23 protein-coding genes are annotated in these 23597 nt (G+C 33.4%); 4 read left to right on the top strand and 19 right to left on the bottom strand.

Annotated elements, in window-relative coordinates:
• Positions 1–58 precede the first annotated feature (58 nt).
• The 4 genes from ACWA1B_RS07455 to ACWA1B_RS07440 all read right to left on the bottom strand — a co-directional run bounded on the left by ACWA1B_RS07455 (position 59) and on the right by ACWA1B_RS07440 (position 5398).
• Entirely contained in the window at positions 59–808 is a 750-nt protein-coding gene (locus ACWA1B_RS07455; protein WP_456905553.1) for a shikimate dehydrogenase family protein, read from the bottom strand.
• A 2-nt stretch (positions 809–810) separates the two neighbouring features.
• Positions 811–2205 carry a tetratricopeptide repeat protein gene (locus ACWA1B_RS07450; protein ID WP_456905551.1) on the bottom strand — a complete coding sequence of 465 codons (1395 nt, stop codon included), beginning with the start codon at positions 2203–2205 and terminating at the stop codon, positions 811–813.
• 261 nt (positions 2206–2466) lie between these two features.
• Entirely contained in the window at positions 2467–3660 is a 1194-nt protein-coding gene (locus ACWA1B_RS07445) for an aspartate aminotransferase family protein (RefSeq protein WP_456905549.1), read from the bottom strand.
• Between the two features lie 94 nt (positions 3661–3754).
• Positions 3755–5398, bottom strand: coding sequence for an OstA-like protein (locus tag ACWA1B_RS07440; RefSeq protein ID WP_456906498.1), 1644 nt, complete (start codon positions 5396–5398; stop codon positions 3755–3757).
• A 392-nt stretch (positions 5399–5790) separates the two neighbouring features.
• On the opposite strand from ACWA1B_RS07440, the gene ACWA1B_RS07435 reads away from it, so the two are divergent.
• Positions 5791–7656 carry an alpha-amylase family glycosyl hydrolase gene (locus ACWA1B_RS07435; protein ID WP_456906496.1) on the top strand — a complete coding sequence of 622 codons (1866 nt, stop codon included), beginning with the start codon at positions 5791–5793 and terminating at the stop codon, positions 7654–7656.
• 57 nt (positions 7657–7713) lie between these two features.
• Here the strand turns inward: ACWA1B_RS07435 and ACWA1B_RS07430 are convergent, their stop codons facing one another.
• The 8 genes from ACWA1B_RS07430 to rsfS all read right to left on the bottom strand — a co-directional run bounded on the left by ACWA1B_RS07430 (position 7714) and on the right by rsfS (position 14465).
• On the bottom strand, positions 7714–8772 hold the full coding sequence (locus ACWA1B_RS07430; protein WP_456905547.1) for a glycoside hydrolase family 130 protein: 1059 nt from the start codon (positions 8770–8772) through the stop codon (positions 7714–7716).
• 65 nt (positions 8773–8837) lie between these two features.
• Positions 8838–9620 carry a superoxide dismutase gene (locus ACWA1B_RS07425; RefSeq protein WP_456905545.1) on the bottom strand — a complete coding sequence of 261 codons (783 nt, stop codon included), beginning with the start codon at positions 9618–9620 and terminating at the stop codon, positions 8838–8840.
• 7 nt (positions 9621–9627) lie between these two features.
• Positions 9628–9897, bottom strand: a complete 270-nt coding sequence (locus tag ACWA1B_RS07420; RefSeq protein WP_456905543.1) for an acyl-CoA-binding protein — start codon at positions 9895–9897, stop codon at positions 9628–9630.
• Positions 9897–10550, bottom strand: a complete 654-nt coding sequence (locus tag ACWA1B_RS07415; protein ID WP_142449413.1) for a phosphatidylserine decarboxylase family protein — start codon at positions 10548–10550, stop codon at positions 9897–9899. The genes ACWA1B_RS07420 and ACWA1B_RS07415 overlap by 1 nt, the downstream gene beginning before the upstream one ends.
• Positions 10540–11430 (bottom strand): phosphatidate cytidylyltransferase, encoded by an 891-nt coding sequence (locus ACWA1B_RS07410; RefSeq protein ID WP_456905540.1) that lies wholly within the window; start codon positions 11428–11430, stop codon positions 10540–10542. The genes ACWA1B_RS07415 and ACWA1B_RS07410 overlap by 11 nt, the downstream gene beginning before the upstream one ends.
• A 1-nt stretch (position 11431) precedes the next feature.
• Positions 11432–12037, bottom strand: a complete 606-nt coding sequence (locus ACWA1B_RS07405; protein WP_035648408.1) for a lactate utilization protein B/C — start codon at positions 12035–12037, stop codon at positions 11432–11434.
• Between the two features lie 115 nt (positions 12038–12152).
• Positions 12153–14078 (bottom strand): ATP-dependent zinc metalloprotease FtsH, encoded by a 1926-nt coding sequence (ftsH, locus tag ACWA1B_RS07400; protein WP_456905538.1) that lies wholly within the window; start codon positions 14076–14078, stop codon positions 12153–12155.
• A gap of 15 nt (positions 14079–14093) precedes the next feature.
• Positions 14094–14465: a ribosome silencing factor gene (gene rsfS, locus ACWA1B_RS07395; protein WP_007809313.1), complete on the bottom strand. Its 372-nt coding sequence runs from the start codon at positions 14463–14465 to the stop codon at positions 14094–14096.
• A 93-nt stretch (positions 14466–14558) separates the two neighbouring features.
• Between rsfS and ACWA1B_RS07390 the strand changes: the two genes are divergently transcribed.
• The gene (locus ACWA1B_RS07390) at positions 14559–15299 is read left to right on the top strand and encodes a biotin--[acetyl-CoA-carboxylase] ligase (protein WP_456905535.1); all 741 of its coding nucleotides are present in this window, start codon (positions 14559–14561) and stop codon (positions 15297–15299) included.
• A gap of 56 nt (positions 15300–15355) precedes the next feature.
• Here ACWA1B_RS07390 and ACWA1B_RS07385 read toward each other — a convergent pair whose 3' ends face one another.
• The 3 genes from ACWA1B_RS07385 to pyrE all read right to left on the bottom strand — a co-directional run bounded on the left by ACWA1B_RS07385 (position 15356) and on the right by pyrE (position 17476).
• Positions 15356–16015: a hypothetical protein gene (locus ACWA1B_RS07385; protein ID WP_456905533.1), complete on the bottom strand. Its 660-nt coding sequence runs from the start codon at positions 16013–16015 to the stop codon at positions 15356–15358.
• Between the two features lie 265 nt (positions 16016–16280).
• The gene (locus ACWA1B_RS07380) at positions 16281–16673 is read right to left on the bottom strand and encodes a hypothetical protein (RefSeq protein WP_035648399.1); all 393 of its coding nucleotides are present in this window, start codon (positions 16671–16673) and stop codon (positions 16281–16283) included.
• A 158-nt stretch (positions 16674–16831) separates the two neighbouring features.
• On the bottom strand, positions 16832–17476 hold the full coding sequence (gene pyrE / locus ACWA1B_RS07375; protein WP_035648398.1) for an orotate phosphoribosyltransferase: 645 nt from the start codon (positions 17474–17476) through the stop codon (positions 16832–16834).
• 7 nt (positions 17477–17483) lie between these two features.
• Here pyrE and ACWA1B_RS07370 point away from each other — a divergent pair, with 7 nt between their 5' ends.
• Positions 17484–18086 carry an NUDIX hydrolase gene (locus ACWA1B_RS07370; RefSeq protein ID WP_035648397.1) on the top strand — a complete coding sequence of 201 codons (603 nt, stop codon included), beginning with the start codon at positions 17484–17486 and terminating at the stop codon, positions 18084–18086.
• Positions 18087–18726: 640 nt separating this feature from the next.
• On the opposite strand, the gene ACWA1B_RS07365 is transcribed toward ACWA1B_RS07370, so the two are convergent.
• From ACWA1B_RS07365 to ACWA1B_RS07350, 4 genes are all read right to left on the bottom strand, one after another.
• Complete coding sequence (locus ACWA1B_RS07365; RefSeq protein WP_456905530.1) at positions 18727–19197, bottom strand: hypothetical protein; 471 nt, start codon at positions 19195–19197, stop codon at positions 18727–18729.
• Positions 19198–19200: 3 nt separating this feature from the next.
• On the bottom strand, positions 19201–19440 hold the full coding sequence (locus ACWA1B_RS07360) for a hypothetical protein (protein WP_456905528.1): 240 nt from the start codon (positions 19438–19440) through the stop codon (positions 19201–19203).
• Positions 19441–19695: 255 nt separating this feature from the next.
• A complete protein-coding gene (locus ACWA1B_RS07355) occupies positions 19696–20034 on the bottom strand; it encodes a cyclic-phosphate processing receiver domain-containing protein (RefSeq protein ID WP_456905526.1) in 339 nt (112 codons plus the stop codon).
• Positions 20035–20162: 128 nt separating this feature from the next.
• On the bottom strand, positions 20163–21890 hold the full coding sequence (locus ACWA1B_RS07350; RefSeq protein ID WP_456905524.1) for a M14 family metallopeptidase: 1728 nt from the start codon (positions 21888–21890) through the stop codon (positions 20163–20165).
• 253 nt (positions 21891–22143) lie between these two features.
• Between ACWA1B_RS07350 and ACWA1B_RS07345 the strand changes: the two genes are divergently transcribed.
• The gene (locus tag ACWA1B_RS07345) at positions 22144–23505 is read left to right on the top strand and encodes a DEAD/DEAH box helicase (protein WP_456905522.1); all 1362 of its coding nucleotides are present in this window, start codon (positions 22144–22146) and stop codon (positions 23503–23505) included.
• Positions 23506–23597: the final 92 nt, after the last annotated feature.

The following is a 23597-nucleotide window of genomic DNA, read 5'->3' as shown; positions in this document are numbered from 1 at the left end:
ACAAATGAGTAGACTAAGTTACAAAAATTACTTTAACATTTTGATAGTCAGCATTTTTTTATTTATTCCAGATTTTCCAGGCTTTTTCTGCTTGAAAAATTAACATATCATAGCCATTTTTTATAATTGCACCTTTTTCTTTAGCATTTTTCAAGAACTGAGTTTCAGCTGGATTATAGATCAAATCATAAGCAATATGCTTGTCTGTAAAGAATTCATAAGGCAAATCAGGACAAGCTTCAATGTTTGGAGTTGTTCCCACAGGCGTACAGTTGATTATGATTTGAAAATTATCAAAAGTAGTGGCATTGATTAAATCGTAATCGATGATATTTTCTTTGGCTTCTCTAGAAACAAAAGTATAAGGAATACCAAGCTCATCAAGGGCAAAAGCTACACCTTTTGAAGCTCCTCCTGTTCCAAGAATTAATGCTTTTTTATGATGAGGCTCCAAGAGAGGCTTTAATGATTTTTTAAAACCGTAATAATCTGTATTGTAGCCTTTTAATTTTCCTTTTTTAGTAAATTTAATTGTATTTACTGCACCAATCAGTTTTGCTTTTGTTGAAAGTTTGTCTAAAAAGGGAATAACTTGCTCTTTGTATGGAATGGTGACATTTAAGCCTTTCAAATCAGGATTGTTTTTGAGCAAACCCTTGAAATGGCTGATTTCAGAAATGTCGAAATTTTCATAGGTATTTCCGGCAAAAACTTCATTATTGAATTTTTCAGTAAAATATCCTTTTGAGAAAGAGTAGCTTATATTGCGGCCTAATAAACCGAAACGTCTTTTTAAAGTATCAATCATTCCTATTTCTTATGTTTTTCAATATAATTTTTAACCATTTTTTTCGACCAGACAACCGGAAACAAATCTTCGATCAAGATATAATTATCAAAGTTTAATCGCAAGCCATTGCTTAAATGAAATTTTGCTTTTGTATTGTCCTGAATCATGAAATACAGTCCTGCCAAACGATATTCGATTTCGTTTTCTTCAGGAAAATATTCACACGCCTGCAATAAGGTCTGAATAGCGCTTTCAAATTCACCTAAAAACTGAAGAATATCCACCCAAAACAACCAAGTATCTAAAGCATAATCTCCAAATTCTACGGCTTTTCTGTATCCAAATTCAGCTTCTTCAAAAAAGTTCATTTGTTTGTTAATCGTTGCGTAGCGTTTCCAATACAAACGATTTTGATTATCGATTGCCAATGCTTTGTTGACAAAAAATAAGGCTTTTTGAAAGTTTTTTTGACGAACATAAAAATCGGTAATGGCAATCCATCCTTTGTCTAAAAGCGGATCTTCATGAACGGTCTGATTATAATATTGAAGTGCTTTTATAGCATTTCCAAGTTTTTCATAACATTTTCCGATGCGCAATAATGCGTATGAAGTTGCGTCATCCAGCTCGATTGTACGATTGTAGCTTTCAATTGCTTCATTGTATTTTTTAAGGCGCTCATAAGCTTTTGCTTTTTCCATAAATGCACCCAAAAATTCATCATCAATCAGTGTTGCATAATCAAAAGCCCGAATGGCAGCCTCGTATTCTTTTACACCATAATGCAGACGTCCCAGCTGATGCCAGGCAATTTCGCTATACGGATTTCTGTTTATGTATTCGTTAAGATAAACGATAGCTTCCTGATTTTGATCTAAAAATTCAAAACAGTAAACTACGTTGTATAAAGCTGACTGATCTTCTAAGTCTTCTTCAAGACATTTGATGAAGCTATCTTTAGCCATCTCAAGATTATCCATAAAAAGATATTCCATTCCAATCAAGTTGTACACATCAGCGTAGTCATCTGTATATTGCAAGGCAATTTTAAGTAATTCTACAGCTTTTTCGTGTTGATCTCTTTTAGAACAAATATTTGCTTTCTGGATATAAATTTCCTCGTTGTTGGGTTCAATTGCATACAACTCGTTTAAAAGCTTCTCAGCGATGTCGAGTTTATCGTCGTAAACCAGCATTTCTACTTGTACTAATTTTAAGCCTGTAGATTTTGGATGCTGATCTAATGCAAGTTTCAAGGCCTTTTTTGCTAAATTAGCCTTACCTATGTCTAAATAATGAAGAATTATTTCTTCGAATTCTTCAGAATCAAAAAAGAGTACTTTGTTAGTTTTTAACATCGACTCAAATTTAGATAGGGATAGGTTATAATCTTCTTCTTCGTTGCTTAATTGCATACTTTCTGTATTTGAAATTAGCCTGTTATAAATTTAGGCAACCATATAATTGTTGTAAGGAAAGAGAATTAATTGTTTTGAACAATTTAATTAACAAAATATGGTGTTTTTTATTCTATTTTGGGAAGAAATCTCCTTTGTTCTTAAGGGATTAGCTTCGTTTTAATTATTTTTTAGATTACAATCTGAATTTTAATAGATTGTAAATCTGTTGTTTAATATTCTGTGCCGATTAACGAAAGCAAAAAAATGAATAAAATTTTATTTGTTATTCCTTTTTAAGATTTCGTCCATAACTGCCAGTATTATTGAACAGCCTTCTCTGATTTCATCTTCTGAAATAGTTAAAGGAGGTGTAATTCTAATCGCACATCCTTCGAATAAAAGCCAAAATAAAATCAGTCCTTTGTCCTGACAATTTAAAATGACTTCGTTGGTAATTTCAGCCGATTCTGTCATAGCTGCCAACATTAATCCTTTTCCTCTTACTTCAGTAATCAAAGGATGTACCAAAAGTGATCTGAACAGTTTTTCCTTCTCCAGCGTTTCTGCCATTAAATTTGTTTCAGTTAATTCCTGCAAAGTGGCTAAACAAGCTGACGCAATGACAGGATGACCTCCAAAAGTAGTAATATGACCGAGTTTAGGATTTTCAGTTAGAAGATCCATTTTTTCTGCCGATGCTGTAAATGCACCAACTGGCATTCCGCCACCCATACCTTTTCCCATCACGACAATATCCGGAACAACATCATAGTTTTGAAAACCAAAAAGTTTTCCTGTTCTTCCAAAACCAGGCTGAATTTCGTCTACAATCATTAGCGCGCCAACTTCATCACAGCGTTTGCGGACTTTTTGCAGATAATTATCATGAGGCTGAATAAAGCCAGCACCCCCTTGGATAGTTTCTAAAAGAATTGCTGCCGTTCTAGTGGTTATTTTTTGTAAATCTTCTTCATTGTTGAAGGTTACAAAATCAACATCTGGTAATAAAGGTCTAAAGGCTTGTTTGCGTTCTTCAAATCCCATAACGCTCATTGAACCCATTGTGTTTCCGTGATAAGCATTATGACAAGAAATCAATTGACTGCGTCCTGTGGTTCTTTTTGCTAATTTTAAGGCTCCTTCGATAGCTTCTGTGCCTGAATTTACCAAATACGTTTTATTTAACGATTCAGGAAGGAGTGAAGCCATTAATTTACAATATTGTACAGCAGGGCTTTGCGAATATTCGCCATAAACCATTACGTGCGAATATTTATCCAACTGGTCTTTTATCGCTTGATTTACACGCGGATGCTGATGTCCCAGTGTACAGGCAGAAACACCTGCAACAAAATCTAAATATTTTTTATCGTTTGTGTCGTAAATATAAGAGCCAATGGCGTGAGAAACTTCCATTCCTAAAGGATAAGGAGAAGTTTGTGCCTGATATTTTATAAAATCTGAATTCATTTTTTTAAGGTGCTAAGTAGCAAAGGTACTAAGGTTCTAAGGTTTTAGTTTTAGGCTTAAGTTAATTTTGTAAACTGACAACTGCGACTGAAAACTACTTTTTCTTAGGTTTTGCTTCTGTCTTCACAGTCGGTTTTTTCTTGTCATAATTCAAAGTCTCTTTCCTGACTTTCATTGGGACATTTTTATCCTTTTCTTCCTGATCTTTTCCTTCTTGAATTAATTTGTCATTCAATTCATTATCTTCAGCGGTAAAAATATCGTCTTTAGATTTAATACGTTCATCACCACGCCAACGCATTCCTCTTAGTTTACGAGCATTTTCGGGTAAGTCGGCCTCTGGATATAAATCACCATCTACATTATTAAACAGTGTCAACGTTTCAATTTGATTATCTTCTAAAATCAGATTGATTTTACTGCTTACACTTTTATCAATTCCGACAAGCTCATTTTGTTCATTTCGGCTATAATAAATAACCTCGGTATTTTTGACTATATCGACATTATGTAGCTTTCCATCTTTGAATTTTCCAAATAAATTAAGTCCTTTTACTTGATTGTATCCGGTGCCCAAGGTATCTCTAGAAATCAGGAAAGTATTATTGAGCACTTTTAACGAATCTATTTTTTTTGTGTTGTTGTCGCCAATTAAATGCATGACATCGCCTGTTATTTGGCTTTCTCCACTCCATAATATCGGATTTCCAATCAATTTTGTCAATGCCGTTTTTGAGTTTGAATGAATAGAATCGCATTTACCGCTCATATCGGTTTTATAAAAACGGACATTTTTGAATGCTCTCAAAATTCTTTCGCCTTCTTTTCCAGTCACCATTAACTTTTGTCCGTGAATATAAACAGAATCATTTTCAACAAAATTGACAGCTACGGCTCTTTTGGTCACAAACATTGAATCTTTCAATTTGAAAATTTCGGCATAATGACCCTTTACGATACCGCGATTTATGGAATCTGTTATTTTTACATTCCGTGTGGCCGATGCAAATTCGGTATTTCGATTATAATACAAACTATCACCTTCAATGCGTCGGTCATCGTATTTTATGTATGATTTTCGGAGGAAGTGAGCGAGGTTCTTTTTTGTATCATAAAACCCTTTTTCAGTATAAATATAATTGGCTTTACTTGTAATTGTCGATGGACCAAGTAAATAAGTGTGTCCAGAGTTACTGTAATAATCCAGATGATTGGATTTAATAACATATTTAGGGTTTGTAATCGTTACCTCAGTCAAAAACTGAAACTTTTTTTCCTCTACAAAATAGCGTCCTGATTTGCTTACTAAAGTATTGTCTTTATTAACGATTGTTCCTTTGGTGTTGTAAAAAACCTGCTGAACATTTCGGTCAAAATTAATCGTGTCAGTTTGTAAAGTTGCATCTGGTGAAGTCATCACGGCATCTCCCGTCGCAAAAGCTTTTTTGAAATTTCCGTTGTATTCAGCGTATTTACTGTTTAAATATAAAGTATCTCCTTGTACCAATTGCACATTTCCAAAAGCTTTTAAATAATTTTCTTTCTGAAAAAAATAAGCCTTGTTGCAAGTTAAAACTACTCCATCATGATTTATTTTTACATTTCCAGTCAATAAAACCGCATCTGGCGCTATTTCCTGGTTGACATCAGAAAAGTCAGCGTTCTCGATAATTATTTTTTTAGTTCCTGGTTTGTTTTTTGATGCCTGCGCAAATCCAAATTGCACAGTTAAGAACATCAGACAAAAAGATATGAAAAATAGTGATTTCTTCAATTGATTAAATTTTTGTCAAATTTATGAAAAAGGTTACAACCTTAGATTGTTATTAGGATTAATTTATATTTTTAGATCGGGAGGCACAAAGGGGCAAAGTTATAATTGATTTTTGTTTGGCATTTTTAATGATATTTAAGAGCCTTTGCTACTTTGTCACTTTGTATCTCTGAGTTTTTTAATTTATTAACAAAACATTCTACTCTCACGTTGTAGTTCACTGTTTTGAACTGAATATAGCATAATTTGAAATCAGTTTTATTTCAGTTTTAAAAATTAGACTAAATTTAGTAAATGGTTTTGGAAGCCGAATTTATTCTGAAATCTCAAAAAAGACCGATTATATAAAAAATATGATGAATAAACGAATTTTTGTTGCAGGAATGGCAGCAAGTATGCTTTTTTCGGCATGCAAAACAAAAGATTTAAAAATGAGCACGGCAAAAGAAGAAAATGCTTCAACTAATAAAGTTGTAGTTTATCAAGTTTTTACACGTTTGTTTGGAAATAAAAATACGACAAATAAACCATGGGGAACAATTGAAGAAAATGGTGTTGGAAAGTTTAATGATTTTACCGACAAAGCGCTTCATGAAATTAAAGATTTGGGTGTAACCTATATTTGGTATACAGGTGTTCCTCACCATGCTTTGGTTCATGATTATACTACTTTCGGAATTTCAAATGATGACCCAGAAGTGGTTAAAGGCCGTGCTGGGTCTCCTTACGCAGTAAAAGATTATTATAATGTAAATCCTGATTTGGCAGAGAATCCAGCAAACAGAATGCAGGAGTTTGAAGCGTTAATAGCTCGTACGCATAAAACAGGTTTAAAATTGATTATTGATATTGTTCCAAATCATATTGCAAGAAAATATGAAGGGAAAAACAATCCGGAAGGTGTGTGTGATTTTGGTGCTGATGATGATGTTTCGGTTGAATATAAAAGAGATAATAATTTCTATTATATTCCAAATTCTCCTTTTGAAATTCCAGATAACGATGTTCCTTTAAACGGAGAAAAAAATCGGCTTATTGATGGAAAATTTGCAGAAAATCCGGCAAAATGGACAGGAAATGGTTCCCGAAAAGCTAAACCAGATCAAAATGACTGGTACGAAACAGTAAAGGTGAATTATGGTGTTCGTCCAGACGGTTCAAAAGATTTTCCTGAACTCCCTTCAGGATTTGATCAAAAATCCTATAAAGAACATTTTGCTTTTTGGCAAGATAAAGATGTTCCAAGCTCATGGAAAAAATTTAGGGATATTGCTTTGTATTGGACAGCAAAAGGTGTAGATGGTTTTCGTTATGATATGGCCGAAATGGTACCGTATGAATTTTGGAGTTATATGAATTCTGCGATCAAAATGAAAAATCCAAATGCTTTTTTATTGGCTGAAGTTTATAATCCGAATGAATATCGAAATTATATTCGTTTAGGAAAAATGGATTATTTATATGATAAAGTAGAAACGTATGATAAATTAAAAGATGTAATTCGAGGAAAATCATCGCCAGATGGTTTGTCAGATATTCAGAAAGGAATGGCTGATATTGAGCATCATATGCTTCATTTTTTGGATAATCATGATGAACAGCGTTTAGCAAGCCCTGAATTTGCAGGAACTCCAGAACGCGGAAAGCCTTTAATGGTTGTTTCGGCAACGATTAGTACTTCACCAACGATGATTTATTTTGGACAAGAAGTAGGAGAGGCCGGAAATGAGGATGCTGGTTTTGGAAAGCGTTCCAGAACTTCAATTTTTGATTATATTGGAGTTCCGAATCATCAAAAATGGATGAACGACGGAAAATTTGATGGAGGAAAACTATCTGATTCAGAGAAAAGCTTGCGTGATTTTTACAAAAGACTTTTAAATTTTTCCATCAAGAGTTCGGCTTTAATGGGAAGTTTTCAGGAAATACAATCTATAAATCGTCAAAATAATAGTTATGACGAATTGGTTTACTCCTATGTTCGTTGGTCTGAAAAACAAAAACTGATTATTGTTGCTAATTTTTCCTCAGATAAAACAAGTGAATTCGAATTAAAAATTCCAGCTGATATCATTTCAAAATGGAAACTGAAAGACGGTTCTTATGTACTTGTAGATAAATTATATTCAGAAAGCAAAACCTATTTTACGGTTAAGAATGGGGAAGGTACAGTGCTAGTAAAAATAAGACCTTCAGAATCATTTATTTATGAAGTAAATTAATTTAAAAATTTAAATGAAAAACTGGTTTAGATTGAGTTAATTTCTAAATCAGTTTTTTCATATTTCTACTAAAAGTGATACTATTTCTTTAATTGAAAAAAGAGCACCACAAACAAATTCATCTGAAGCGCCATAATAAATTGTTAGAGTATCTCCGTCTGGCGCGATAATATGGCCATTTGTAAAAACAACATTTCCAAAAAATCCACTTAATTCGTAATCTGTTTTCGGATACATAATTGGATCTTCAGTTCTTGAAATTACTTTTGAAGGATTTTTAAGATCCATTAAAAAAGCGCCTAGACAATATTGATGATGTTCATTGGCTCCATGGTAAATTTCCAGCCAGCCTTTTTCTGTTTTTATAGGAGCTGCACCGGCACCAACACGTTTGCTGTCCCAGAGTTCTTTTCTCGTTTTGACAATACATTTATGATTTCCCCAATGAATGCCATCAGGTGAAGAGGCGATCCAGATATAATTTCCGCCAATATCAACGCTGCTAGGACGATGCAATGCATAAAATAATCCGTTTATTTTTTCTTCAAAAATGGCGCAATCTTTATTATGCGGAGGCAAAATCATTCCGTGTTTTTGAAAAACTTTCCAATCCGTCGTAGTTCTTAAACCAACTCCAACGCCATTGCCTGACACTGAGGTAAAAGTTAGATAATATTTTCCTTCAATTAAAGTAACACGACAATCTTCGATTCCGAAAGTTTCCAGAATTCCTTCTCCTACTAAATGCGGATAATCTTCCGGTTCATAGAAATGTTTTCCATCATCACTACATAATAATCTAATATGTGACAATGTTGTCAGGTAATCAATTCCTTCGTAATTGATGACGCGGGCATCTGTGGCAATTAGTTCGGGATGATCTTTTAAAATTTCTATAATTTGAATTGCACCAGTTTCAGTTAAAATTGGAAACGATATAAGAGTTTCAATTTGTTTTGGCCTTTCTGCAACTCTTACTGCCAGCCATATTTTATTTTGAAATTGAAACACTCCAGGATTCAATAGGCAGGTAATTTCTAATCCTTCTCTGCTTGGAGGAATATCTGCAGGAGACAACAGCGGATTTTCGATAAATCGATTGGCGATATCTTTCATGTTCTTTAAATCAGAACATTAAGTTATAAAAAAAGCTGATACTTTTTTTAGTATCAGCTCTTTAATTATACTTTTTTAACTTTTTTTAAAGCTTCTTTGTAGTTTTCGTTTGCTTTTTCCCAATTTATATGTTTGTAGAAAGCATCAATATAACTTCCTTTTCTGTTTTGGTAATCAAGATAATAAGCATGTTCCCATAAATCTATTCCTAGAATTGGAGTTCCGCGAATCACCGCATTTTTCATTAAAGGGTTATCTTGATTCTCTGTTGTTGTTATTTGTAGCTTTCCATATAGGTCAACTATTAGCCAAACCCAGCCAGAACCAAATTGCTTTTCAGCCTGTCCTTTAAACTGATTTGTTAAATTATTAAAAGAACCAAATTCTTTATTAATTGACCCAGCCAGTGTATCTTTTGGCGTTTGCTCTTTTTGCGTCAGTAAATTAAAATACATAGTGTGATTATAATAACCACCAGCATTTTGACGAAGTTTGGCATTACTTAAATCCATCTTTTTTAAGATATCCTCAATCGGCATGTTTTCGTACTCGGTAGAAAGGATTTCTTTATTTAGGTTATTCGTATAACTCACATAATGTTTTGAATAATGTGTTTCTAAAGTAAGAGAACGAATATCGGGAGCTAATCCATCGTAAGAAAAAGGCAATTTAGTAAGCCCAAATGATCCAGGTGCTACTGTTACTTCATCAGGAGATCCGATAGTAATTTTTTCTTCTTTAGTTGGTAAAGGAACTTCGACAACTTCAGTCAGTTTATTACTGTCGTTACAAGAAAATAATACAAAAAATGAAGCTAAAATGCCAAAACGAGTAATGTTTGTCTTCATAATTAATTTATTTTGATGTTAGTGAATTAATGATTTCGATATAACTTTCTTTTGCTTCATCAATTGAAATATGACTGATTTGCATCCATGCATTTGTTTTGAATGCATCTCTCAGGTCAAAATTTTGTGATTGATTGTAAACGGCTGTTCCAAAAGTAGCTTGTTTATAATAGGCATAAAGTCTTAACTGCACATCTTGTGGCAATGATGCCTGAGTCATGTGCATTGCAGCTTCAACAGCTTCAGAAAAACGTGTATCTAAATCTTTTTCAGTCATTAAGCTTTTGTAGCTATGATTGTTTTACCACCAATTGCTTTTTGCCCTAAAACCACATCAATTGGAGTGCCTAAAGGTAAAAATAAATCTACTCTTGAACCAAATTTAATAAAACCTGCATCAGTTCCCTGAACAACCTGCATTCCTTCTTTAGCGTAATTTACAATTCTTCGTGCCAAAGCTCCGGCAATTTGTCTGTAAAGAACAGCTCCGAAAGTGTCATTTTCAATTACAACTGTAGTTCTTTCGTTTTCCTCGCTCGCTTTTGGGTGCCATGCTACCAAAAATTTCCCAGGATGGTATTTGCTGAATTTGATAATTCCGTCCATAGCGTAACGCGTAACGTGTACGTTTATAGGAGACATAAAGATTGAAACCTGTAAACGTTTATCTTTAAAAAATTCACCTTCGTAAACTTCTTCAATAACTACAACTTTTCCGTCAACAGGAGCTAGAATATGGTCGCTGTTGCGAATTGCAATTCTTTTAGGGTTTCTAAAGAATTGTAAAATAATAATCAAAACTACTACGCCAAAAATTTGAACTAGCATTCTAAGCCATGTAATATCAATGAACTTTTCAGCTATTAAAAGCAAGGCTACTGCAAAAACGGTACCTAATAAAATGGATGGTCCTCCTTCTTTATGAAACATAATATAAAATTTGATAAAATAAAAATATAATTGGTGCTACAAATATAACACTATCTAAGCGATCTAGAATGCCTCCGTGTCCTGGCATTATTGAGCCACTGTCCTTTACGCCAGCAATTCTTTTGAATTTGGATTCAATTAAATCACCAATGGTACCAAAAATACTCACAATTACAGCAATTATGGTCCAGATTAAAATGGATCTGCTGCTAAACTCGGGATTAGGCTGAATGTATAATTTTGATATCAAGTAACCGGCAAAAGCTGCAAAAACAGCACCGCCCAAAAATCCTTCGATCGTTTTTTTAGGAGAAACTCTTTCAAACAATTTGTGTTTTCCCATTGATTTTCCGACCAAATAAGCAAACGTATCATTTGTCCAAATCAAGATAAATAGTCCAAGTATAATTTTTGGATTGTAATCATTGGTTCCAAATGATATTTTAACAATAAAAATAAATGGTAATGTAATGTATCCTAATAAATATAAATATTTTGAAGAAGTACTTATTTTTTGAACTGAATCATAAAACAAAAACAAAATACATTTTATAGAAACTACAATTGTTACAGCAAGTAAAACTAAATCTAACTGCTGAATATTGGTAGTTAAATCGAACTCTGAATTAAAAGTTTTATCCAGAAATAAAGTGGTTGGTTTGTTGTAATGACTAATTAATAAAACTGTTGAATACAGTAGAATTCCAAAGACAATTGAAAATGCTTTATTAAGACTTACAAGATTGCAAAATTCATAAATTGTAATAATTAAGAAGATTCCAAAAAGAATAATAAAGCTTTCAGTAGAAAACAGAATAGAGGTAAGCAGTAAAGCAATATAAACAGCACCAGAAATGGTTCTCTTCAATGTTTCGTTCATCTTAAAGATCTTCTAAAAGCAGTAAATAAAGATTTTTGGCAACACTTCCGTATTGAGTAAAATCTTCCTCTTTTGCCTTTTCGAAATATTTTATAGTGGTAATGTTGGTTGGGTAGTCTCTTTCGTATTTGCGTTTAATTGCGCTTAATCCGTCACTTTTCATTGGCAGAATCTGGCTCGTAGTAGCAATTATTACAATGTTTGCAGGAAGTTCATTAGGTTTGTCCTGTCTAATTTGTTTTGATGAAAACAAAATAGAACCTTCATCGGCAATTAAGTTTTCGCAGGAAGCTAATAAAAATTTAGGGTTTCTAGGTGAAATATAAAGTAGTTTATTTTCTTCTAATAAATGAAAAAGGGCAGGTTCATAACACAAAACTTCATTTTCAAACCAATCATTTTCTTCTAAAATATTTTCAAATTGTTCAGCAACTTCCTGTGTGTTTTCACAATACAAAAATTTACCGCCATTTTTCTTGAAATTAAAGATGAATTGTTCGTCTATAGATAAATGACTGTTCTGAATAGGATTCCCTCCGTATTCGCTTTCATTTTCTTCATCCGAAGCAGCATCACTTGAACCAAATATTTTTTTGAAAAAATTCATTTTTATATGAAATACTTTACATGTTAATTGAAAACGTTCAAAGATAAAAAAATCTTAATTCAAAAGGCTATTTTGAATTAAGATTTTAAAAAATATTACATATTTATAAATTAATTTACGAAACCACTTCTTCTAGATTTTTATCAAAAGTACGTTTTCCGAAAATTGTTTCTAAGTCATCTTTAAAAATAACTTCTTTTTCTATTAAGATATCAGCAAGCTGATTCAATTTGTCTTTGTTTTCCTCAAGAATTTGAATAGCTCTTTGATATTGGCCTTCAATTAATTCTGAAATCTCTTTGTCAATTACTTTTGCAGTTTCGTCAGAATAAGGTTTAGAGAAATTGTATTCGCTTTGTCCTGTTGAATCGTAATAAGTAACATTTCCAATTTTATCATTCAAACCATAAATCGTTACCATAGCACGAGCCTGACGTGTAACTTTTTCTAAATCGCTCAAAGCACCAGTCGAAATTCGGTCAAAAGTTACTTTTTCAGCAGCTCTTCCGCCCATAGTAGCACACATTTCGTCTAACATTTGATCTGTTCTTACGATTTGTCTTTCTTCTGGAAGGTACCATGCAGCTCCTAAACTTTGTCCACGCGGAACAATTGTTACTTTAATAAGAGGAGCAGCGTGTTCTAACATCCAACTTACAGTTGCGTGACCCGCTTCGTGAATCGCGATTGCTCTTTTTTCTTCTGGAGTAATGATTTTGTTTTTCTTTTCAAGACCTCCAATGATTCTGTCAACGGCGTCAAGGAAATCTTGTTTGTCAACAGCGTCCTTATTATTACGAGCAGCAATTAATGCAGCTTCGTTACATACATTTGCGATATCAGCACCAGAGAATCCGGGAGTTTGTTTTGCTAAGAAATCAAGATCTAAACCTTCAACTTTTTTGATTGGTTTCAAGTGAACTTGGAAAATTTCAGCTCTTTCGCGAATGTCTGGTAAATCAACAAAAATTTGTCTGTCAAAACGTCCTGCACGCATTAATGCTTTATCAAGAACGTCAGCTCTGTTTGTTGCAGCTAAAACAATTACGTTTGAGTTTGTACCAAAACCATCCATTTCTGTCAACAATTGGTTCAGCGTATTTTCTCTCTCGTCGTTTCCGCCAGACATATTACTTTTTCCTCTTGCTCTACCTACGGCATCAATTTCGTCGATGAAAATGATAGCAGGAGATTTTTCTTTTGCTTGTTTGAATAAGTCACGTACACGAGATGCACCAACTCCTACAAACATTTCAACGAAATCAGAACCTGATAAAGAGAAGAAAGGCACTTGCGCTTCGCCGGCAACTGCTTTTGCAAGCAGAGTTTTACCAGTTCCCGGAGGCCCTACCAGTAATGCTCCTTTTGGAATTTTTCCTCCAAGATTGGTGTATTTTTCAGGGTTTTTAAGGAATTCAACGATTTCCTGAATTTCTTCTTTTGCACCTTCTAAACCAGCAACATCTTTAAATGTTGTTTTGATATCTGTTTTTTCGTCAAAAAGCTTTGCTTTAGATTTTCCGATATTGAAAATCTGTCCGCCTCCGCCAGCGCCTCCGCCAGACATTTTACGCATAATGAAAATCCATACACCAATAATGATGATAATTGGAAGAAGGCTAATTAAAATATCGCTCCAGTTGTTTTTCTGAAGAAAATTGAAATCTTTTAGTTTTCCTTCACCAACAGCTTTCTCAAGTTTGGTTTGAAAAATTTGATCATTACCGATTTCTAAAGTATAATGTGGCCCTTTGTTTGGATTTTTAAAAATATCTTTTGAAACCTTTTCGTTTGCTTTGTCTTTTAATGCTGCGGCAGTAAGATACACTTCGGCTTCAGCTTTGTTATAAACGATAACTTTTTCAATTTGTCCTTTCTCTAAAAGCGTATTGAATTTAGAAGAAGTCAATTGAGCAGGTTCGCTTAAGTTAGATCCTCCGGTTGCAAAACTTATAAATAAAAAAACTAAAAGTATTGCGGTGTATATTAACCAAGGACTTATTTTAAATTTATTCGGATTTGGATTATTATCTTTAGCCATTAGAAAATTTTTTCTTTAGTATTTGTTTTCGATTGTAGTTATTTTGGCGTCACCCCAAAGGCTTTCGATATTATAGTATTCACGAATGTGTTTTTGGAAAACATGTACCACTATATGCACATAATCCATCAGGACCCATTCCGCGTTATCGGTTCCTTCTACGTGCCAGGGTTTATCTTTTAAGTCTTTAGATACTGTTTTTTGAATTGAGTTTACAATGGCGTTAACTTGGGTGTTTGAGCTACCGTTGCAAATAACAAAATAGTCGCATACAGCCGTGTCAATTTCTCTTAAGTCAAGAATATCGATATCATTTCCTTTTACTTCCTCAATCCCTTTGATTATGTTCGCCAATAGAACATCATTATTAATAGTCTTTTTCGCCATGAATTATTTTTATGAATTTGTAAAGTTACCAAAATTTGTGATTATTTTTGAACCTTAACAAAATATTAAATTAAGTTAATTTAAATTACTTGAATGAAACTAATCAAACTCGATGCCATAGATTCGACAAATGACTTTCTAAAAGCAATATCAAGCAAGGGTGAATTGGATAATTTTACCGTGGTAACGGCTGAAAATCAGACAAAAGGCAAGGGGCAAATGGGGTCGAAGTGGCAGTCGGAATCAGGTAAAAACTTAATTATGAGTGCCTTGGTAAAGGATTTTGTGTTTGACAGCGAACAGGTTTTTAATTTAAGTTTAATAGTTTCATTAAGTGTCATTGAAGTGCTAAAATCATTAAATATTCCTGATTTAAGTATAAAATGGCCAAACGACATTATGTCATATAATAAAAAAATTGGTGGCATACTAATTGAAAACACCATAAAAAGTGATGGCAGGATCGTGTCAGTTGTTGGCTTGGGGCTGAATGTTAATCAGACTAATTTTGATGAACTACCAAATGCCTCTTCTTTGGCCGTAATTTTAGGAAAACCTTTTGATAAAATGATATTACCTGAATTGATTATTGAAAAAATCAAAGAAAAAATCAATTCCTGGGAAACCTCAGCATCTTTTTTTTGGAATGAATATTATAATACATTGTTCCGAAAAGGTATTCCAATGCCTTTTAAAAATCTTAATTCTGATAATTTTGGACAAAATTTCATGGGAATTATCCAAGGTGTTTCATCAACAGGAAAATTGCAGGTTTTGCTTGAAGATGATTCGGTTTCAGAATTTGAGATTAAAGAAATTCAAATGCTTTATTAAAAAGGTTCTAAGTTTCTAAGATGCTAAGATTCTAAGGTTTTTCTCAATGAAGCTGTTTAACTTGGGTTGATTATTGTTTTTGCTTTTGGCTCTATTTTTCTGTTCCAGTAAATGATGTAGAATGTACCTAAAATTGAAGGCATTATCCATGCAATTAAACTGCCAATTCCTAATCCGGCAACTATGTATGCTGTAATTGAAGCGATTAAAGCGCCAACCATTTTTCCGATATGTTTTGAAAGCCAATTTCTATTGGTTTCTGAAAAGTTCCTGAAAAAGATAAAATCCTTTAGGGTCATAAAAAGCCCGAATCCGCCGAAAAACGTGAATAATATTCCGTTTGAAATATTGTATAGCTGACTGTATAAACCAATTGAAATCATAATTATAGAAAAGAAAAGCATAGTTCCTGAAATTACTTTATCCAATAAATCTGCTTTTGATTTGAACTTAAATGTCAAAGCTCTATTTCCTGAAATAACTAAATAGATTGTAAATAATCCTATAAGGAATAAAAAGATATTTTGATGTTTTGGCATCCAGCAAATTGGCAGTGAAATTAAAGAACTAGTAATCATTCCGATGGAAAATGACTTCCCCATTCTTTTATGCAATTTTCCGCCTTTTTTAACAACGATACTTCCAATTCCTGTAATCAGTCCAATTCCGCCAAAAAAAGCGTGAATGTAAATTAAAATCTTAATAGCTGGTTCCATTTTGATCTGTTTTAGTTTGATGATTCAAACTTCGATCAATATTCCAACGGAGAATAATTTTTGTTTCTGAACTGTAGTTTTTTTGAGATGAAGTGTTTTTTTTTTAAAGATGCTATCCCGATAGCTATAGGGGTTAAGATGCTAAGCTTTTTAGCTTTGTGAATTAATAAATCTGTTTAATCTGCAAAATCTCCATGAAACAAAAAAAATGCCCGATTTTAGTCGGGCATTTCATTTATAATTCACAATTAATAATTTACCATTATTAAAGTTTATTCATATTGTTAGCAAGAGTTTCGATAAACTTGCTGATTGGCCCTTTGATCATCATGGCCATCATCGCATTGAATTCACCTTCAAAAAATAACTGAACAGCACTTTCTGAATCAGAAATACTATCAATATTTGAAGTCAAAGTAAAAGGCAGTTTATCGCTCGCAGCACCTAAAACAATTTTGTTTGGAGCTACTTTATCTTTCATTTTTAACTTGATTTCCGGCATACCTTTCAATCCAAAAATAAAAGCGTCTTCGCCAGTCACTTCAAATTTAGCAATGTTATCCGGCATTAATTTTTCAAAATTTTTTACGTCAGTCAGTTGGTCGAATAAATCCTGAGCTGATTTCTGAACTGTAACTTTTGGACTTTCTAAGTTCATATTGTTTTTTGTTTTTTTTGTTTTTAACGCAAATGTTTTTTTACCGCAAAGGACGCAAGGTTTTTTGATTTTACTTTGACTTTATATAAGTTCGTAAAGCTCAAACTTTAAATAAATTGCAAAAGGAGCAAAGCGACTTTAAAATCTAAAATCTAAATTTATTCCTGCCCCCAAGTTGATGGACTTGCGTTCCATTCAAGTAAGGTAGATTGTTGGTCTTCTGTTATATATTGTTTTTGAACGGCTAAATCAAGAAGGTTTTCGTAGTTGCTTAATGTGAATAAATCAATATTAGCTTCTTTAAAATTTTCTTCGGCAACACCAAAACCGTATGTAAAAATTGCAGCCATACCTTTAATGTTAGCGCCTTCGCTTCTTAAAGCTTCAACAGCCATCAAACTGCTTTTTCCGGTACTAATCAAATCTTCGACAACCACAACATTTTGTCCTTTTTGTAAAAAACCTTCCACCTGGTTTTGTCTTCCGTGTTTTTTAGGTTCCGGGCGCACGTAAACGAAAGGAAGACCTAAACTTTCGGCAACCAAAATTCCAACACCAATCGCTCCAGTAGCAACACCAGCAATCACATCAGGTTTTCCAAATTGTTTTTCAATGTTTTTAGCAAATTCATCACGAACATAGTTTCTGATGCTCGGAAATGAAAGAATTAACCTATTATCACAGTAAATAGGAGATTTCCAACCAGAAGCCCACGTAAAAGGATTTTCGGGATTCAATTTAATTGCATTTATTTGCAAAAGCAATTCGGCTGTTTTTTCGGCAGTATCTTTATTAAAAATCATAATACAAATGTATAAAGTTTTTGTAAACGACAAACCACTTTTTTTGACAAATGAAATCTCGAAAGAAACAGATTTCCAATTGTTCTTGTTGGAGAGCATTGATATCGAACAGCTTATCATAAAAATTTTTCAAAATAAAATTCAAAAAGCTATTCTCTATCATCCAGATGAAAGTGAGATCATGAAGACCCTTAAAGCCAAAATTCCTGTGAATAAAGCGGGCGGAGGTTTTGTGTACAATAAGAAAGGAGAGGTTTTATTTATTTTCAGAAACGGAAAATGGGACCTCCCAAAAGGCGGAATCGAGAAAGGTGAAGACATAGAAGCAACAGCAATGCGCGAAGTCGAGGAGGAAACTGGCGTAGGTCAGCTCCGAATTATAAATAAACTCCAAAAAACCTATCACGTATTTAAACGCAACGGAAAATACAAACTCAAGATCACGCATTGGTTTGAAATGCAGTCTGATTTTGAAGGAACACCACACGGACAAATTGAAGAAGGAATTGAAAAAGTTGCCTGGCTAAACCCAGAGCAAATCAAAGAAGCGCTTAAAAACTCATACGAGAATATTAAATTGTTATTTGCAGAAGAAAATCAATATAAATAAAGCAAGAAACAATTGCGAGTACAGTAAATAATGCGATTAGCTTTTTCATTTTACTTTTTGTTTGCGTTATATTTTATAGTACAAAAAGCTTGAAAAGGTTGCATTGTGGTTGATGATTAAAATTTGAAGCTTAAATAGTTGGGCGTGCCACCATCCCGATAAAAGGGCTAATTCACTTTGCGTTTATTCGCCCTTTTATCGGGATGCTGTCGGGCTATCCGCACTGCTTCGGCAGTTAGCTTCTATCCCTCACGCGGAGCTACACTTTATAGTTATTTTGCTTCAGGTTTTTCGTTATTGGACTATTATTTGAAGATAAGCACATCCAAATAAAAAGATAGAAAATAGGATATCAATATTCCTGATTAGTTTCCCGTTTTCTGAAAAAAGCAATAAAAAACTAGTCACAGGCCTTAAAATCAATTGTGATGCAAAAGCAATAAATAGCAATAAAAAGCCAAAGTTTAAATTGAAAAAATCACCATTTAAAATCCTTTTAAATGAAGTCGTAAGGCCGCAGGTTTTGCATTTCATTCCGATTTCAGAATAAGGACATTTAATGCTGATGATATTGGTTTTTAAATACAAAATCAAAAATAAGATTGCCACAAATATCAAAAGATTAAAAAAATGATATTCCTTATTTCGAAATAGAATCTGTTTTGATAGAATCATTTTTAGCATTCTGTATAGAATCTTTTTTCAGTTCTTCTTCCAATTTTTCTTCCACTTTTTCCAAAACCTTTTTTTGAATCGTATCAATAACATGTTTTTCGGTATTGTTAAGCGATTGTTCGATCTCGGCTTTAGTTTCAAAAACGTCTTGATATTGATAATATTGGAAAGCGCCAATCGAAATAGCGACAGCTCCAACGATCAAACCTGCAAGCGAAACCGAAGTGTTTTCGTTTCTTTGTTTTAAGCCAGCGTATGAAATTCCGCTAAAAGCCAAGGCAAATAAACTCGGGCCAACGGCATAAAATCCAATGCACGGAATCATGGAAAAAAGAAAAGCAATAATAGCAAATACTAATCCTATAATAGCAAAAGGTTTTGGGCTTCCTGACGATGAGTTTTCTGACGATGAATTTCTTGAAGGTTGTGGATTCATTTTTTAGTTTTGATTTAGGTATTTTTTGATTAGGTAAAGGATTAAATGTAAAACTTCATTTTTGAAGAAAATAACAATCAAAACTAGGACAGTAAATCCAATGATTGCGTTAATAAAACCGCTTTCAAGCACTTTTTGAAACGATTTTCTACCGAAGAAAGCAAGCCAGTGAAAAAGCGCTCCCAGATAATTTAATCCGTAAAATATTCCCTCAACAATAGTGTCGCCGGTTTGGTTATTCATAATTTTTGGTTAAGCAGGTTAGAATTTGGTAATTATATTTGAAATTCAAATATAGAATGTTGGGATTGAATTTAGTTACGGGAAGCCGTAAAAAAAATAAATAAAAGTTTTTCTTATTATCAAAATAACCAAAGCGTTAGCGCGGATTTGCAATCCGTGCCCACAAAGTATATCAGTTTTTGTGTTTTGATATTGCTTCACTTTTCGGGCACGGATTGCAAATCCGCGCTATCGGATATAGATTGCAAATCTGCACTATTGTGATTTCAAATGTTTAATATAATTATCAAGCAAACTTTGAATTTGAAGAGAAGCTACAGGATTAGCTGAATGAACATTGAAATTTAGATTTTGTAAATCAAATCCAGATTCATAAACCAGCCATTTAGCACAAGCGTAACCATCTTCGGCGACAGTATCATTTTCATCAAGTCCTAAATCATTGTCAAAGCTAATTAAATCGGGTAATCCTTTTTCTAGAATTACAGTTTTAAAATCCTCAAAATTTCTTACTATGACAAAATCGCTGTTTGTGAGATTCTTGTAAACCATATTTACATCTCTAATATCATCAAGAAAAAGTTTGTATGTCATAATTTTAAATTAAAAAGTTTTTTTGAGATTCAACTTTGACAAAGTTCTACACGTTCAGCTTTGCGATCTTAGCGTTTTCTAAACTCAATCAAAATCAAAAAACCTTGCGTCCTTTGCGTTAAAAAAATCTACAAAACCCTATAAACAGGATACTGCAAATGCGCCTTTTCATAATAAACAGAATGCTTATAAATCCAATCCAACTGCGCTTCAGAGCTTTTAGCAAATTCGCGATCGTTTTGTTTTTTGGTTTCTAATTCTGCTTTTAAAGCTGGATTATCTTTTAAAAGTTGTGCTGCAGTATCTTCAAAAATATATTCAGAATAATGTTCTTTTTGCTGTAAAATTGGATCAAAGAAATTCCAATTAAAAAACGAATCAACACCTTCTGGTTCAAAAGCTTCAATTATATATTTAACGCCTTTTTGGTTTGTTGGAACATAATAATCACCTTTTGCGAAAGCCATTTTAACGATTTTAGAAGTTACGGTTGTGTTTCGATGTGCATAATGCCCTTCGTAAGCTGACGGAACCGTTTTAAAATCAGCAATTTTGTAGCTTTCAACTTCTATAATCGTATCGTTTTTAAGTTGACGGAACGAAATAGTATTGTTTTTCAAAAGATCAATAATATTCCAATAACCTCGCGGAACTATATACGCCGTAGGAATCACAACTTCTTTAACCGATTTAAACTCTTTGATATACGGAACATCTTTTTTATACGGTTTGCTTCGGTCATAATACAAACGATCTCCCGTTGTTGCTTCGCTTTTTTTGTAACCAGCTTCGTAGCCTAAAAAAGTAAATTTTGTGGTTTTTGTGCTATCCATTTCCCATAGCAAAGTGTATTTTTTCTTAGGCTGATATTGTTCTAAATTCTTTACTCTTAAATCTTTAATTTTTTGATAATTCGCATCGGTAAAATCTAGAGTCGATTTCGTGTATTCATAGGTCATTTTTACACGTTCGGCATATTTTTTCAGCATGTGTGTTTCTACTACAAAACCGATTGTATTAAATAGGGAAGTATAGCCCGTAGTATATCTTGGACTGTCAACAAATTGTCCAAAACCTTTGTCTGGTGTATCTTTAAATGAATCTACATAAGGCGTCGTTTCGATTTTCTTGTTCTGAAGATCTTTTACCAAAGCCGGCATCATTTCGTTATTCATAAAATCACCCAAAACCGTTCCGAGTTTATTATGTTGTGTCATAATGTAGGTCAGTTTGTATTGATAATCAGAACCGTTGCTCACGTGATTATCGATAAAAACATCGGCATTTATTTTCTGGAAAATTTCTACAAAACTTTTGGTATTTCGAGTATCCGATTTCATTAAATCACGGTTCAAATCGTAGTTTCTGGCATTTCCTCTAAAACCATAAATTTCGGGTCCGTCCTGATTGGCGCGTGTTGTCGAATTGCGGTTTAAAGCCCCGCCAATATTATAAACCGGAATGGTAACCAAAACGGTATTTTTTGGCGCTTTCATTTTTCCGGTTGCTAAATCTCTGTAAAACTGCATTGTTGCGTCGATTCCGTCTGGTTCTCCGGCGTGAATTCCATTATTTACAAAAAGAACAGCTTTTGTTTTCTGAATTTTATCAAAATCAAATTCTTTGTCCGGATTAAAAGTTATCATGTGCAATGGTTCACCAGAATCGGTCAATCCCATTTCTTTCATTTGAATGGTTGGAAAATCAGCGGCAAGCATTTTAAAATAAGCTATAGTTTCCTGATAAGAAGCCGATTGATTTCCGTTTCCTTTTTCGAAAAACGTATCGTATTTTTTGTTGTTTTGAGCGAAAATGGTAATGGTGAAAAGTGAAAGGAGAACGGTAAAAAGTTTCATGAGTTTAATTTTAATAAGAATCAAATATAAGTTTTTTTTGTTTCAAGTTTCAGGTTTGATATGCGGGATAGTTTAACCGTAAAGCACGCAAAGTTTTTTTATGTAGAAAACTTTAAAAAAACGCAAAGTTCGCAAGGCTTTGAACATATACTTGGCGAACTTTGCGTAAACCTTTGTGTGCTTTGCGGTTAGATAACTTGAAACAAAGAAAACCTGAAACTTGAAACAAAACTTTTTTCCCTACTTTTGCAAAATGAATAAAAAACACCATTCCAACAACATACTTTCGAATTTAGGGATTGAGAGCCTAAACGAAATGCAAGAAATGGCGCAAGATGCTATTTTGAACGAAAACAATGTTTTATTGCTTTCTCCAACAGGATCAGGAAAGACATTGGCTTTTTTGCTTCCAGTTTTAGAAATGCTGCAGCCTGAAATTCTTTCTGTTCAATGTTTGATTTTGGTTCCATCACGCGAACTTGGGCTTCAAATTGAGCAAGTTTGGAAGAAAATGGGAACACAATACAAAGTAAATATCTGCTACGGCGGGCATTCAATTGATACTGAAATCAAAAATTTAAGCAATCCGCCAGCGGTATTAATTGGAACTCCTGGAAGAATTGCAGATCATATTGACAGAGAAACTTTCAGGACAGATAAAATTCAGACTTTGATTTTAGACGAGTTTGATAAATCGCTTCAGTTAGGGTTTCACGAACAAATGTCTTTTATTATTGGAAGGTTGCCTAAAGTCAATAAAAGAGTTTTGGTTTCTGCAACTTCAGATATTGAAATTCCGAAATATACACGTGTTATAAATCCAACTGTTTTGGATTTTATTCCAGAAGAAGAGGAAAAAGCGAATCTGTCGATGAAAATGATTGTTTCGCCAGCCAAAGATAAATTAGGAAGTTTATTCAATTTGATTTGTTCTTTAAAATCAGAATCGGCTATTATTTTTTGCAACCACAGAGATGCTGCAGAACGTATCAGTGATACTTTGAATGAAAAAGGAATCTATTCGGTTTATTATCATGGCGGAATGGATCAGGATGAACGCGAGCGCGCTTTAATTCAGTTTAGAAACGGAAGTATTAGCTATTTGGTCACAACAGATTTAGCGGCCAGAGGTTTGGATATTCCAGAAATGAACCACGTTATCCATTATCATTTGCCATTAAAAGAAGACGAATTTACACATAGAAATGGTCGTACAGCGCGTATGCAGGCGAGCGGAACAGCGTATGTCATTATTCACGAAAGTGAAAAACAGCTGGATTACATTGATTATGAAATGGATGTTTTAGATGTCGAAGGAATTGTTTCGTTGCCAAAACCACCACAATTTCAAACCATTTACATAAGCGGCGGAAAGAAGACAAAATTGAATAAATTTGACATTGTTGGTTTCTTTTCTCAAAAAGGAAAATTAGAAAAAGAAGATTTAGGATTAATCGAGGTAAAAGATTTTGTTTCGTTTGCAGCTGTAAAATACAATAAAGTCAAAGATTTGCTGAAGCATATCAAAGACGAAAAAATGAAAGGCAAAAAGTTTAAAATTGAAGTGGCCCGTAATGTCGTAAAGAAAGAAGATGAAAAAAGTAAAAAATACTAGATTGAGGACAAATAGAACAGTTGAGTAATTTTTGTTCTATTGTATTGTTTGTCAGTATTTTACAAAATTCAAATTAAGTTTTACAATTTTGT

The organism is Flavobacterium xizangense, assembly GCF_054075145.1.
Note: the sequence above shows the minus strand (reverse complement) of the source record. Positions and strands in the feature narration are given on the sequence as shown.